The following is a 15537-nucleotide window of genomic DNA, read 5'->3' as shown; positions in this document are numbered from 1 at the left end:
ATTAGATTATGGTTTTAAATTAATTTCTTGACATTTAAAGATAATCATTTGCTTATATGTTTCAATATTATAAGTGCGATTACCAAGCATTGATTTTAAAATATGTCAAACATTACTTTCAGCAAAACAACCAATATTTTCTTTACAAGATTGATTAGTAATGCCTTCTTTATTATTAAGAAAGTATTTTTTCTTTAGTTTTTTATGTTTTAAAGTTTTAAGATAATCAAGTAATTCATCATATTCACCATTTTCAATGTAATTTCTACAAGTATTATATTCTTGATAATACTTGCCTTTATTACCAACAATAATGCCAAGATATAATACTTTAATTAAATGAAATTTATCTAAAATAAATTTAGCATTAAGATGTTCAGCAGTTTTTTTAATTCAACCAGCACTATCACCACAAATAATTACTTGTGCTTGGTCAAAATTTTCAAAAAAATGTTTTCCTTGTTCTAAAATAAAGTCAGCAGTTTTTTTAGCACCAAGCACAGTTTTATTTGGCCTTATGATGACACTTGCTCTCTTATTAACTAATGTATGATTAATATTATCTGTATAAAATACTAGTAATCGCATGGAATATTGATTAATTTTCCGCTTATATTCTCAAAATTTTCGATGACCATCATCAATACTAATATAAATAGGTTGGTTTGGTTCTAGTTTAATTTTACTAATATTTTGTATGACAATTACATATTTTTTAAATATGCGACAAATAGTCATACGATTCACATTTGCTAGTTTTATTGTTTGAAGTTAGAAAATCTATACGTTAGATTAATTCGTCCCTAATAATGAAATATATTCATTTTTTTGTGTTTTTGGGTTATAATATAAACAAATACGTCGTTTATAAGTTAATAAACCTTTTTTTGATTTTAATTTTCGTTGTCTAAATCGGGCGAATAAAATATACGTATAGATATATTTTCAATGAGAGAAATATATCTTTAATTGTTGATATAATTATATCATATATTATCATTCTTGTAAACAATAATATCACTTTAATTTTACTATTTTAATCTAAAAATTCCTAACTATTTAGGTAAAGATTTATTTAATTTTATATTAACTAAAAACTAATATTTTGTTTATTAAAATATGCTACTCTTGCATTTAACATATTAATAAATGTTTTAGAATTATATGATTTTGCACCATTTCCTTTTAATGACTTTACTAAATGAAAAACAGTACTTTCAGCATAACAACCAATATTTCAATCTGCTCCTTGATTAATAATACCTTGAGTATTATTTTTAAAATAATTAAATGTTTTTTCATCAACATTATTTTCTAAAATATTAATAAATTGATTATAATTACCGTTTTTAAAAGAAGCAGATGAATCTATATACTTAGTTCAATCAGTAGATTCTTTTTTCTTTCCCCTTTTACCAACAAATGATTTTCAAAGATAACTAAAAGCATGAAATTTATCTAATATATAATAACCACCTAATAATTTAGCCATTGCTCTTATTGATAATGCACCATCACCTGCAATTATTAAATTAAGATTTTGAGATTCTAAATCTTTTAAACTATTTATTTTAATATCATAATTATTATTAATAGTTTCAAAAACAAAATTATATACTTTATCTTGTGTTATATTATTACTATTACCAGTTTTATATAATAAAAAAGCAGTAGTTTTATTTAATAATTGATTTCTATTTTTACCAATATTAATTTTATGAGTATAAAAATTAAAAATTCTAATACAATGTTTTTCTATTATTCCATAATCATTTCTTAAAAATTCATAACAATCATCAATATCAATATGAAGTTTTTGATTATCTAATACTTTAATTTTTTCTTTTAAAGGTTGAATAGTAAATTTACTATTTTTTATTATATTACTAATAGTTTGATTTGAAATAGGACAATCGGGTAACATATCTTTAATATCACATTGTCTTTTACCTTTATGTATTTGTTTTAATATAAAATTTAATAAACGATTAGTACAATTTTTATATTTTAGAATTTTAATAAAATTTTTTACTGGACATATATTTTCATTAGTTTCTAAATTTTTATATATTCTTAATGGAAGATAAGATTTTCCAAAAGGATTAATAATTAATTTTACTCTTCTTTGTATTAATTTATATTTATTTTTATCATAAGTTTTAAAATAATTATAATCATAATTTAATAAATCTTGTTCATATTCTTTTATTTTTAAATTTGTATATTTAATATCTAAACTATCATAATCATATTCATTATTAATTAAAGTCATAATATTAATTCCTTTCTTTAAACTACAAATAATTATATATAAGAATAATAGTAAATGTTATAATATACATAAGGATAAAAGGTGAATAATATGCCAAAACAAAGAAAAGAATTAGGTAATTATAAAGAAAAAATACAAGAATATTTAAGAACAAATAAAGATAATCTTAAAAAATGTACTAAACAAGAATTAAATTATATTTTAAAGGTTGATAATAAATACATATTTGATTGCCGAAGAAGACCGACAAAATGACAAAAAGATTTTATTAACGAATATGATAAAGCATGCCTTAAAATAGGCATTGCACGATTAAAAAATGTAACTAAAGTTGCACAATATGAATGATTATATTTAAGAACAAATCATAGAGATATGTTTGATGATTTAATAGATAATCAAGATGTAGAAACAAATAATAGTAATATAATTATTAATATTACTGAACCAAGAAAAATTGAAAATAATAATTAGAAAATCTATATTTAATATAGATTTTTTCTTTATTTTAAAGGGTAAAAATGATATAATTATTATGAAACATGGCGTGACTATTTGCCTAATAATAGGAATTATTATTAATAAGGAGTTTAAAATGGAAAATTTTAAATGAGATGATAAAGTAGATTATTCTAAACCAGAAAATTTACAAAGATTAGTTAAAGAACATGAAGAATTTATGGAAAATAAAATCTTAAATCCAAAACTACAAGAACAACAAACTAAATTAAAAGAATATGAAACTAAAATTAATAGTTATGAAGAGCAACAATTATTTTCTAATATTAAAGATACTAAAAAAGTAAATTTAATTAAAAATTTAATGAGTACTGATAATTATAAATCTTTATCTAAACAAGAAGCATTTAATAAAATAAATGAAGATTATAAAGAATTTCTTATTGATAAAATATCAGAATCTTTTAAACAAGAAAATAAACCTAATACAAATGATTTTAATCCTAAAACTCTTTTAGATTTACATACAAATAGTTATTATTCCAGAAGAATTAGAAAGAAAATTAAATGAAAAAGCAAAAACTACAGGTATTACTGACCCTAACGAATTAGAAAAACTTGTAAATTTAGCAAGAGGAAATGCACTTAAATCTATTAAATAGAAAGAGGATAAAATGGCAATTCCACAAATACCTAAAGCATTTATTATTGGTGGTAATACACCTACTGAAAATGCTGTTTTAAGTGTACTTGAAGCACAAGTTCGTGGTGAATTAACTGCTGAAATAAGTACTTTATTTATGAGAAATACTGTTACTGCTGACCAAATAGCAAATATTAGTGGTGTCGCAATGGCAATATATAGAGCAACAGTTCGTGTATTATGAGGTTCAACATGAGATGAATTTACTGGTACTAAAAGACAAAAAGGAACAGTTAAAACAACAACATTAATTATTGATAAAGAATTAACAATTGATTTTAATATTCCAGAATTTGATATTGAAAGATTTATGACTTCACCAGCAAATGTAGCAACTCAAATTGTTTCAAATTGAACAAGTTCATTTATGAGAAATTTAAGAGAAAATTTTGAATTAATATTTTTACAAGGTACCAAAGATTATGCAATTGCTAAATCATTAGTATTACCTTTAAATTTAAATAATATGACTAAAGAACAAGCATTAAATGCTTATTATATAATTGGAGAAAGAAATAATAAATTAATTAAAAAAGTAGATGATATTACGGTTGGTATTAATAAAGCAGATTTAACTGGTGCTTGTGGTATTGATAGTAGTTTTAATTTGGCAAAAGCATTTACATTATTAAATTATGGTCAAATTGCTGCAAATACTTTAGCAACTGGTAAAAGATATACAAATCAAATTATGGGTATGGAATTTTATGAAAGTTTTTATTTAGAACAAGATTTTATTCATGATACAGTTTCTGGTATGCATTTAGAAAAAGATTATAATTTATTAAATTTATTTGGTGTAGTTTATAACAGATATATGTGAGGTATGCCTATTTCATTTACAAAAGTAAGAAATAAATTAGATAATGCAACAGATAATATTCGTATTATTGGGAAAGCATTATATGCATTACCAAGTGCAATTAGACCAGATTTAATGTATATTATTCAAGAAAAAATGCCAACAATTGATGAAATTAAAACAGCAAGAGCAAAAAATTATAAAACAGACCCAACTAATGTTAATGCTACTTATCAATCAACAGATTATGATAATATGAATATTTTAGATTTACAAAATATAATTTATTATAAAGATTTAGGAAAAATTACTATTGCTAGTGATAATCCTACTAGTGATGAATTAGATATAGCAATAGTAAATTCTGGTAATGTTGGATTTACACCTAAAAAAGCAACATATACTAATATTACTAATACAAGTGCAACTATGACTGGTGATAATAAAGAATATTATGGAACAGTAAAAATAACATTTTCAAAAGTAAAAAAGAAACAAGTTAATAATGACTAATATATATGAATATTTTAATTATAAAAATGAAATTATTATAAATTCACCAAAACCAGAAGATTTAACTACTAGTAATGATTTAAGAGCAATATTACTTGATGAATATCCTAAATTAAGAAATGATTATTTTATAGTAAGTGATATACATGATGATTTTGCTATATGTGTTGGAGATAATATAAATTGTCAAGGTAAAGTAATAATTCAAATTAAAAAATCTACTAAATTATTAAAAGGAGAAAATAAACATGCCACAACATGCTGAGACTACATCATTGAGTAATTATACTTTAATAAAATTAATTAGAACAGGTATAAGTCCTATTTCAGCAATGATTGGAACCAGTGCTTATTATGGTCAATTAATAGGTAATCCAATATTAGGCTCAATTAATAGTTTATTATTTTAATATTTTATTTAATAATAATCCTAATAATTTAATGGATTGAGATACTTATATTTCATTAAATGCTTATGGTATTTCAAATCTTATTAGTGGAATTACTGAATTAATACCTAATAGATTTGAACCAATAAGAAAAATAGCAAATATGGGTACTGGTGGGTGTTTAATTAGTAGTGGTGTAGCAATGGGTATTAATAATGATTTTAATAATGCTTATGCTATTCCTACAATAATAGCGGGTGCTAGTGAAATTATACATAATTTATTACCAATGAAAACAAATCATGATAGAGAAATGCAAGAAACTAGTTTTATTGATAATGAAACTCAACCAATAATATCAGATGATAATATTTTTGATTGAGATAACTATGAAATAAGAAATACTATTAATGATTATGTTCCTAATATTCAATGTAATAATAGTAATTTTAGTTTATAATGTTACCTTTAATTATTAGATTAATATATTCTGCATTAGCAAGTGATGATATTCGTGTATTAATTGTTAGTTTATTAAAAAATTATAGTAAAGATAATGGATTAAAATCAGTGTTAGATAGTGAAAATGTTTCTATTGAAGAATTAAATCAACCTTATTCAGTTTTTAATCCTAATATTGCTAAAAAATTATTATCTATTTTAAAACCTAATGAATTAACTATTTTAAAAACTGAATTAGATAAATTATTTGTTAATCCAATTAAAAAAGTTAATAATTTATTTAAAGATAATAAAACTAAAGATACTAAAGATTTAAATAATAAAGATGTAAAAGAAACTGATAATAAAGATGATAAAGGTTGAGTAATATTATCTAGTTCATGATTAAAAAAAGGTTTATTTTATAAATCTAATAAATCACTTAAATTAGGATTATTACAAGTTTTAATACAATCTGATACATATAAAAATAAACGTTGATATGGTCCATATACTTATCCTAATGTAAATGAAGAGACTTGAGAATTAATGAAAGTTCAAAAAGGTAAAAATGGTAGTGGTGCTGGAACAATATTTTGAAGATATTTTTTAAGGGGTTTTTTACCTTCACAAATACGTAAATATGTTAAGAAACAACTTAAAGAAGAGAAAGGTATTAGTAAAGGTAAACAACGCTATAATGTGCTTAAATCAACTAATATTAATGTATTAAAAACAACTGCATTTATTAATAGATTAGAACGTGGATTTTTTAAACTTAAAGAATTTAAAACTTTACCAAAAACTGAATTAGGTAGTAGAGCATGAAGAGTAGAAAGAAAAGAATATTTAAATTTTCATAAAACAAGTAGTACTACTAAAAATATAGGTATTTCTATTTATAAAAATAAAAGTAAATATAAAACATGAAAGTAGGTGATTATATGGATATAGATTTAACAAAACCTATTAAACCAATTGGTATATGAAATACTATTAATCCAATATCAAAAGATAATAAAGAATATAAAAAATTAAATAAAATTTGATTTAATAAAAATAGTACTCATATAGATAAAATCAAAATATTAATATCTAATATTTTAAAAATAACTAGTCATATTATTGGTATATTAATAACATTATTTTTTACAATAACACCATGATTACTACCTAAAATACCAATAGAAATGGGAATTGGAAGTTATACAACTCAATATAATTTTACTTGACCTGACCATTTAATATTAACTTTATTTCCAATGTTTAGTCATATAGGAGTAAATGTTATTACTAAATTAGGTAATTATGGAAAATTAATTAAATATGGATTAATAACAATTCCAATTATTATTACAAGTCCTTATTTAATTTATCAATATCAACAAATTAAAAAACATAAAAAAGAATGTATTTTATGTAAAAATCATTCAAATAAAATTCAAATAGAAAAGGTGGAATAAAAAATGAATTTAACAGTATATTTATTAAGTGCAATTATAGGAGCAGCAGTTACTAGTGGTGTTATTATTACTTTTGTATTATCTATTATTTCAAAAAAAATTAAAAAAAATAAACAAGATATAGTTGCTAAAGAACTTAAAATTAATAAATTAATTGAATATATTATTTTAAATATTAAACAATTAAATGATAGATTACAATTAACAGAAACTCCTATTGCACAAAAATTAGATGCTTTTGATGTTGATGAAAAAGATTTTGAAGATTTTATTATTGCTCAAAAAGCAAAACGTCAAGAATTAACAAATAAAGATAAGAAAAAAGTAACTAAAATTAAAATTTAAAGGGTTTAAATACCCTTTATTTTTACATTAAGGAGTAAATTATGGCAATTAAAGACCCAATATTATTTATTACAGTTGAAGAATTTAAATTATCAAAATATTTTAATGAATTATTATTTGATAAAGTAACTACTCCAGATAATGAAATTTGATTTGCAATATCTGTAGCTAGTAGTAATATTGATTATTTAAGTGGTTTTACTATTAGTAAAAAATGACCAGAAATAACACCAACAGATTTTACAGATAATGTTCAAACAGCAACTACTAATTATGTTAGATTTTTATTAACTAAAGATGTAGATTATTTACGTGGTCAAGGTTCAATTAGTCAAGGTGGATTAACTTATAGTGAAACTAATCCAGATGACCCTTATTTTATCCCACCCGAAGTATTTAATTATTTAAGAAAAATTAAAGAATATCCAAATATTAAAGGTTTTAATTTAAAAGGAATAGAACCACAAAAAAATAATTATTTTAATAAATTTATTTCAAATTGTGGAGAAGATAGTCCATTAAATGCATATATACCATATACTAATATAAAATCATTAGATATTAGAACTAAAATTACTATTACTAATACACAAAATATGTTAAGACCAGTTGTTAATATTGATACTAGAGGTATTAATACAAGTACTACAGTACCTGAATTTAAAAGTCCAAAAAAAACTATTGATATTAAATATGATAAAGAAACTCATGTAGTTAATACTGATATTAGTAATAAATTACAAAATGAAATTAATAATAAACAAGATAAATTAATTGCAGGTACTAATATAACTATTAAAGATAATATTATTAGTGCTACTGGTGGTAGTGAACCACCAGATTTAACTGATTATTATAAAAAAGAAGAAACTAATAATTTATTAGATAAAAAAGAAAGTATTGAAAATCATAATAATGATATAAAATCAGTAGAATTAAAAATTAGTCAACTTCATACTGAAGTAACTAATAATATGAGTAATATAATTTTGAAACAAAATATTAAAGATGAAAAATTAATTACAGATAAAAAAGAAATTGTTCCTGCTATTAATGAAAATAAAGTAAATATTGATAAAAAACAAGATAAATTAACTGCAGGGGATAATATTACTATTGATGACAATAATAAAATTAGTGCTAGTGGGGGAAGTTCAGTTGATGAAAATAGAATATTTGATAATAAAGATGATAAAGATACTACTACTAATTTAATTAATAATGTTATTAAAAAAGGTAATATTACATTAACATATAGAAATAATCCGTTTGTAACTGATGATTTAGATATTCCACATAAAAAATATGTTGATGATAAAATTAATGAATTAAATTTTATTAAATGAAAATCAGTTGGTACTATTAGTAATGAAAATGATAATATTGCATTTAATTTTAAATTAAACACTTTATATAGAGTTGCTTATTCATGAGCATATCTTAAAAGTAATGGAAGTAGTAAATATTTAATTTTTATGTGAAGAGGCGCACCTGCTATATTAGATAGTACATTTCAAGCAGAAAATAATCAAAAGGTAGTAACTAATTATGTTGATTTAGGTGTTACATCAGCAATGATTTATTTAAAAAAATATAATTACCAAACTGGTTTTTTGCTTTCATTAGAAGAAGCAGAAAATACAAATACTAAAAATTATAGTGAACAAATATTACCAATAACTCCACCAATACCACCAACACCTTGTCCATGTCCAAAATGAAAAGAAGTAGGAACAAGACAAACTAAAGATAGAATTTTATATACTTTTATTGTGGGTAAAAAATATAGAGTTACTTATATGTGATACGGAGATACGCAACCTATTTCTTATTCTATAACTAAAGAATTTGATAAACTAGTATCAAACAAGATTGATTGTATATATACAATAGATAGTTATGTACGAAATTGAAATGTAGTTAAAAATAGAATTGAGTTGTTTAAATTAGAAGTTAATAATATTTGTATTAGAATTAACAACGCTGGTGGTATTACTTATGGAAATATTTTAAAATTAGAAGAATTACAAGAATAAATATAAAAAGTTACCTTAATTGGTAACTTTTTTATTAGATTGTGTGGGAATTTTAGTTTTTTTAGGTTTTCTTTTAAATTTAAACCTATAAAAATTTATTTTATATTTATCATGTCCTATTTCTTCTATTAAATCATCACATTTATTTTTAATAATAATTAAAGCTACTATTAATCCAATAAAATTTAATACTATAAATAATAATACTATACCTAAAGAATGATTTTTCTTACATAACTTAATCCCAAGAGGAATAACAAATAACATTATTCATCCATAAATAATACATAATATTATTATTAAATAATTTACATCAACTTTCATATTTCTCCTTTCATAAGGGTATTAAAACCAAATTAATAATTTAATATTAGCATATTATTTAAATTATCGTGAATTAAATATTATTTTATCAATACTTAAATAATATTTATTTATATATCTTATGATTTGAGAATTATTAGAACTAGGATTTAATGTATTACAATCTTGATATATAACTTGTACTTGTGTTATTATGGGAAACATTTGTATTTTAAATTTAAATTCTTTATCACTAATATCACAAAAACCTAAATAAGTATAACTATCTTTTTCCATTATTAATTGTTTAAGGAGTTTAGCTTCTGATTTAAGCGAACATTTAGAAATTGTATATAGTCAATCAATATTATTGGGTTCTTTTGTTATTACTGAAACTCCATAATTATCAAACACATAACTTTCACCACTTGGGTATTCTATAATTTCATAATTATCATAATTATTTGATGTTTTAGTTTCATTATAAGTATTTAGTTCAGATAAATTTTGACTAAAAAAATAACTTTGTGATTTTGTAGGTATAAATTTTTCTGAAGTTAAAATATTATTTTTATTACCTTGTTTACTTTCAACTGTTTCATAGTTTCATGATAAATAAATATCTACACTTTTATAATATCTTTTTAAGTCATTAAAAGTATTAATTAATAATGTAGGGTCTAAATAGTCTTTAAAATTAATATCTATTTCTAAATTTTTTAAATTTTTATTATTATTAATTCATGTATTTTTATCATATTCTAAATGGTTTTTGTCTTTATATAATAAAGTTGGATATAAATTCACTGTTTCTGTTATACTTGGATTACTTGGTATTATAATTATTTGTTTTGCTATGTTTTGTGGACTTGGTGGTAATATGTTTGCTGGATAACTAAAAGTTATTTCTTCACTTTCTTCATATTCATCATGATTTAATTTATATAAAGTAGTTCAATTAAAAGCATTATTAGTTAAAGCACCTTTATTTTTATATCTAAATTGAGCAACTGAAAGTTCATTATAATCTCCTTGATAAGTAAATGGATTATCACTATAAAATGTATGTCTTTCTTCTCCTTGATGTAATGATTGAGTTACAATTGTATCAATAATATAAGCATAATTAGAACCATCACTAACACCATTACTTGTTGGATTTCATTGACAATCTTTATCTAAATTAGTTAATGGACTTGCTATATCTAAAAATTCAGTATCTTCTGCTAAAATATAAACTTTATTATTTTTCTTTTGTGATAAATCAACTGTACTAATTTGTTCTTTAGTGGTTAATTTATGACCAGTTTTAGGGTCTCATGGATATACTGATATTCTATCTGTAAGTTTCATAGTCATAGCAGTTGTAGAAACATTAGCACCTAATAATTTACCAATAGCAAAAGCATTATCATTAGTAAATGCATTTAATGGAATTAAACCACCATTACCAATAATATTTTCTAAATTATTTGTAAAAAATGCTGACATAAAACCATTAAAATATAACATTTTTTTATATTGTTGATTATTTTGATTAATAATAAAACCAATTGGAATACCTAAACTTAAAACATTTAATAATTTACCAATTAATGGTATATCACTTAAAGCAAATGGTAATCATTGTACACTATCATAAGGCATTTGAATTAAACTACTAAATACTACTGAATTAAAATTTAATATAGCACTCATATATTTTTGACTTATTTTTGAATAATCTACAGTTGGTGAACCAATAATTAAATTAGTATCTGGGTCTTTATATTTAAAATTACTAGACATATCTACATTATAATTACCAGAGATATTATTAATATTTCATTCACTATCTCAAAAGAATTTAGCTTCTCCAATTGCTGTACCATTACTATTAGTTGCTTTTGTTTTATCAAATGCTAACATACCTTTAAAATCTTTTGTAACAAATAAATTTGCTTGTAAATTTAAACTAGTTGATAATCATTCTTTTCAATTTTTAAAATTAAGATATCCAGTAGGTTTTGCATCCATTAAATTATAAAATGTAGTTTCTGGATGACTATTAGTAGTTATTTTATCATTAATACCTGCTAATAAACCACCATTATTTTTAACAGTAGTACTTGAATGGTCATTATTACCTGCAATAAATAATCTTCTTGAAGCAAATACTTTTTGTTCAAATATTTCATTATTATTAATTTGATTAGGTGCTTGACCTTGTATTATAGGTCTACCATAATAATAACAACTAGATAATAATTCTAAACCATAAGATTGTCTATGACTATATCTTACTCCAATATCACGCATTAAAGTACGATTTAACGTTACTAAACTATTTTGAATAGTAGGGAAAGCATAACCACTACCTGGACTTGCATATTGTACATAATCAAGCGTATTTTGACCACTTGCTACTGCTCTATCATTAACTGAACTAAAAGTTAATACTTGCATACTAAATTCACCATTATAAGGACTATAATAATTAGTTACATTTGAAATATATAATAATTGTCTATCTTGATTTTTACCAGTATTACCACCAATATTTTCATTTTTATCATTAAATACACAAAAAAATTGTAAATAATCATCTACTGTAATTTGTTCTTCAAACATAACTAATATATATTGTCTTGTTGTAGAAATTGTTTTAAATAATTGATTATTAGGTAAACCACCAAAATCTACACCACTTGTATCATCAATTAAATAAGCATTTCAATAATCACCAATTTTATATTGTTTAGTATAATATTGGTCTTGTCCAGTAGTTTTATGAGTAGTTGGGTCTGTTATACCTTTATTTTTTTGATAGATTTTAGTACTATTTTTTCAAATACATACAACTGGAGTATTACCAGAAAGTATTAATTCATATTGACCAAAATCACTAATTTTACTATTAATAGGTTTATAACCAGTTTCAGTTAAAGGTATTGCTCCATTATTAATTATAAATGGAAATATTTTTCAATGACTTAAACGTTTAATTATTGCTTGTTGTCTCTTTAGATGTAAATGTGCGTGTTTCATTAATTGAATTCTTTGATGATTGCTCATTTTCATTATCTCCTAATTCTTTATTTAATTTTTTATTTTCTATAATAATATTTTCTAATTTATTTTCTGCCATAAGTTGGTCAATATTATCATATTCACCAATTGCTTCACTTACTGTCATAGTACCATTATTTAATCTTGAATTAATAATTTGGTCTTGTACTATTTGGTCAGTCATTGCTATAGGGATAAATTTAAATGAATAAGGTCTTTCACCAATACCATTTCATAAATTTTCACTAATAAGAAGTAAATCAAATATACGATAAAAATAAGCACTATAAAATGCTATTTTAATTTCTGTTGTTTCCATATCAAATTTATTATTAAACATACTTTGTGTTTTATTAGTATAAACATCATTACCATGTTCATCATAATCATAACCAGAACCATTAAATATTGCTTTAGCAGTACCATTATAATCTAATCAATATTCACTAAATTTTGGGTCACCTTGTATAATTTGCATACTACCATTCCCATTTTTATCATATCCAGCACTACCAACATTAACTATCATATCTTTTTTAGGATTTTCAATAATATTACCATTTTCTTGCATTTCTTTAACTGTTTCATTATCTAATACAGCAAATAAAGTAGTAACATTAAATTCTCTTTCTAATCTTTTTTTCTTAATAACTTGATTTAAATCTCATATTAAATCTCATACTGCTGTACAATCTGGATATGCATTTAAAGTAGTTGTATTACCATATAAATTAATAATTGGTAAATTAGTTATTTCAAAAATAGGAATATAATTAAATGGATTTTTAATTTCATAAGTATTTAATGGTGTTATATTTGGTTTTAATTTAGTTCTTGTAGAACCTAAAATAATATCTTTATTATTATCTTTATATGTTTCATATTTAACTTTTCCATTTTGTATTGTTACTCAAGTTAAAGTAGCACTATCTGCTTGTTCATTAATAAAATAAAATTCTGCTGATTGTTCTTGTTCATTATATTTAGCAACTCTACCACAAAAACTATTAGGTAATATTTTAAGGGATTTACTATTATCTTCATTAATTATAATCATAATAAATACTTTACCCATTAGTGAATTTTGTAAACCAAATTTATAAAATTTTTCTAATCATTTATCTTTTAAATTCATTTCATTAAGATAATCTAATATTTCTTTTTTACTTGAATTAAATAAAAAACCTTTACCTAATCATAATTTAGTTGATTTTTGAGCAATAATCATTGGTATATCAATATATCAATCTTTTTTATCACAACTTAAATATTCCATTGTATTTATCATATTAATCACCACCAAAATTATTTTTATTAATTAATAATTTATTATTAATACCATTAATTAATCATTTCATTTCATGCATTAATGCATACATATCACTATCTCAAGTATCATCATGTAAATCTAACATTTTCGGAGTATTATTATTAGTATCTAATTTCTTTTTATCTAATCATTGCATTAAACTATATTGTCTTTTAGTTTCTGGACATCTTTCTCAATTAAAACTAATAATATTTTTAAGCATACAAATTGTTGTAAAATCAATTCTATCATTTAAATATAAAATTGATTTATCTACTGCTATAAATTTTAATCATGTTATATTACGTTTTTTAACTCAACTTTTTAAAACATCAATAAATACTAACCCACCATTACCATAATCAACATAACAAGTAAAACCAAATAACATTGCTATATAACGTTTACTTTCATTTATATAATAATTAATAATATCATTTGCTAAAGTATCAGTATCTTTATATTGCATAGTAACATTACTATGATAAAATTCACTTTCTTTATGCGCTCTTCTACCATTATCATTTTCACCAATAAATCATAATGAAGCAGATGTAGGATGACCACTTGGACTTGTTGCCATACCTATATCTAAACCACCAGTTAATCTTTGTACTTGAAAATCTAATTTAGTATTAACTTTATCTAAATATCTAGCAAAAATAGCACCTTGTAAAATACTTGGTACACCATAATATCAACTTTGTGCTTTAATTGGATCTAATACTTTTAATTCTTCTAAATCATTAATCATATCTAATGTAAGATTATGAGCATTTACTTTTCAATTACTATAATGAAATAACTTAAAAATATTATTATCAAATATTGATTTAATTTGTTCATTTTTTTCTTTCATTATTTCTAAATTAAAAGGTACAATTTTATTCATATATTCAATATAATATTGATAAATATTATCTGGATTACAACTTTTTATTTTTATTCTTTTTTTAGCATTACCTAATGCAAATGTTATTGCTTGAAATTCTTGTTGACTAAATTCATTTGCTTCTTCACATCATTCAATTGCTAAATCAAAACCTTTTATTTCACTACGAGAAAGACCTTTTAAAGGTATTCTATCATTTGAATTACTATATACACCCATTACCCTAATAAATGATTTAAAACCTTTAAAACGAAAGTCTGCTTGCTTATTAGGGTATTTTAAAGTAAAGTCTTTATAATCATTCAATCCAATTATTATTAAAGCATTATATATTTCTTTTACTAAATCATTAATATCTTTATTTAATTTTCTAAATGCATAAATAGCAATTGATTTTTGTACTTTAATTGATATAACTATTAATATTGCTAATTCTTCTGCTATACTATATGTTTTACTAGAATATCTACTACCACTAAGATTATATTCACTATGAGTAAAATCACTTTTATTTAATAATCAATAACTAATTTCATTTAAGTATGTAAATTCTTTATTCATA

Annotated in this window: 16 protein-coding genes; 10 read left to right on the top strand and 6 right to left on the bottom strand. The window is 22.1% G+C overall.

Annotated elements, in window-relative coordinates; genetic code table 4:
* Positions 1-6: 6 nt before the first annotated feature.
* Positions 7-747, bottom strand: coding sequence for an Mbov_0401 family ICE element transposase-like protein (locus AAHM98_RS05090; RefSeq protein ID WP_342275811.1), 741 nt, complete (start codon positions 745-747; stop codon positions 7-9).
* A gap of 343 nt (positions 748-1090) precedes the next feature.
* A complete protein-coding gene (locus tag AAHM98_RS05085; protein WP_342275740.1) occupies positions 1091-2272 on the bottom strand; it encodes an Mbov_0401 family ICE element transposase-like protein in 1182 nt (393 codons plus the stop codon).
* A 90-nt stretch (positions 2273-2362) separates the two neighbouring features.
* On the opposite strand from AAHM98_RS05085, the gene AAHM98_RS05080 reads away from it, so the two are divergent.
* The 10 genes from AAHM98_RS05080 (at position 2363) to AAHM98_RS05035 (ending at position 9423) form a co-directional block, all read left to right on the top strand.
* Complete coding sequence (locus tag AAHM98_RS05080; protein ID WP_342275810.1) at positions 2363-2746, top strand: hypothetical protein; 384 nt, start codon at positions 2363-2365, stop codon at positions 2744-2746.
* Positions 2747-2867: 121 nt separating this feature from the next.
* Positions 2868-3335: a hypothetical protein gene (locus AAHM98_RS05075; protein ID WP_342275809.1), complete on the top strand. Its 468-nt coding sequence runs from the start codon at positions 2868-2870 to the stop codon at positions 3333-3335.
* Between the two features lie 70 nt (positions 3336-3405).
* Positions 3406-4749, top strand: a complete 1344-nt coding sequence (locus AAHM98_RS05070; protein WP_342275743.1) for a hypothetical protein — start codon at positions 3406-3408, stop codon at positions 4747-4749.
* Positions 4742-5032, top strand: coding sequence for a hypothetical protein (locus AAHM98_RS05065; RefSeq protein WP_342275744.1), 291 nt, complete (start codon positions 4742-4744; stop codon positions 5030-5032). Before AAHM98_RS05070 ends, AAHM98_RS05065 begins: the two co-directional genes overlap by 8 nt.
* Entirely contained in the window at positions 4998-5159 is a 162-nt protein-coding gene (locus tag AAHM98_RS05060) for a hypothetical protein (protein WP_342275808.1), read from the top strand. Before AAHM98_RS05065 ends, AAHM98_RS05060 begins: the two co-directional genes overlap by 35 nt.
* Before the next feature lie 31 nt (positions 5160-5190).
* Positions 5191-5598 carry a hypothetical protein gene (locus AAHM98_RS05055; RefSeq protein WP_342275807.1) on the top strand — a complete coding sequence of 136 codons (408 nt, stop codon included), beginning with the start codon at positions 5191-5193 and terminating at the stop codon, positions 5596-5598.
* Positions 5598-6515, top strand: coding sequence for a hypothetical protein (locus AAHM98_RS05050; RefSeq protein ID WP_342275746.1), 918 nt, complete (start codon positions 5598-5600; stop codon positions 6513-6515). Before AAHM98_RS05055 ends, AAHM98_RS05050 begins: the two co-directional genes overlap by 1 nt.
* Before the next feature lie 8 nt (positions 6516-6523).
* Positions 6524-7042, top strand: a complete 519-nt coding sequence (locus tag AAHM98_RS05045; protein ID WP_342275806.1) for a hypothetical protein — start codon at positions 6524-6526, stop codon at positions 7040-7042.
* 3 nt (positions 7043-7045) lie between these two features.
* Positions 7046-7387 carry a hypothetical protein gene (locus AAHM98_RS05040; RefSeq protein WP_342275805.1) on the top strand — a complete coding sequence of 114 codons (342 nt, stop codon included), beginning with the start codon at positions 7046-7048 and terminating at the stop codon, positions 7385-7387.
* A gap of 41 nt (positions 7388-7428) precedes the next feature.
* Positions 7429-9423, top strand: a complete 1995-nt coding sequence (locus AAHM98_RS05035) for a hypothetical protein (protein WP_342275804.1) — start codon at positions 7429-7431, stop codon at positions 9421-9423.
* A 15-nt stretch (positions 9424-9438) separates the two neighbouring features.
* Here the strand turns inward: AAHM98_RS05035 and AAHM98_RS05030 are convergent, their stop codons facing one another.
* From AAHM98_RS05030 to AAHM98_RS05015, 4 genes are all read right to left on the bottom strand, one after another.
* Positions 9439-9747 carry a hypothetical protein gene (locus AAHM98_RS05030; RefSeq protein WP_342275803.1) on the bottom strand — a complete coding sequence of 103 codons (309 nt, stop codon included), beginning with the start codon at positions 9745-9747 and terminating at the stop codon, positions 9439-9441.
* A gap of 63 nt (positions 9748-9810) precedes the next feature.
* Positions 9811-12753, bottom strand: a complete 2943-nt coding sequence (locus AAHM98_RS05025) for a hypothetical protein (protein WP_342275802.1) — start codon at positions 12751-12753, stop codon at positions 9811-9813.
* A complete protein-coding gene (locus AAHM98_RS05020; protein ID WP_342275801.1) occupies positions 12707-14062 on the bottom strand; it encodes a hypothetical protein in 1356 nt (451 codons plus the stop codon). The genes AAHM98_RS05025 and AAHM98_RS05020 overlap by 47 nt, the downstream gene beginning before the upstream one ends.
* 1 nt (position 14063) lies before the next feature.
* Positions 14064-15536, bottom strand: coding sequence for a hypothetical protein (locus AAHM98_RS05015; protein ID WP_342275800.1), 1473 nt, complete (start codon positions 15534-15536; stop codon positions 14064-14066).
* Position 15537 lies beyond the last annotated feature (1 nt).

The sequence above is a fragment of the Spiroplasma endosymbiont of Nebria brevicollis genome (assembly GCF_964030895.1).
Taxonomy (GTDB): domain Bacteria; phylum Bacillota_I; class Bacilli_A; order Mycoplasmatales; family VBWQ01; genus Spiroplasma_E.
This window is presented reverse-complemented; position numbering and strand designations above follow the sequence as displayed.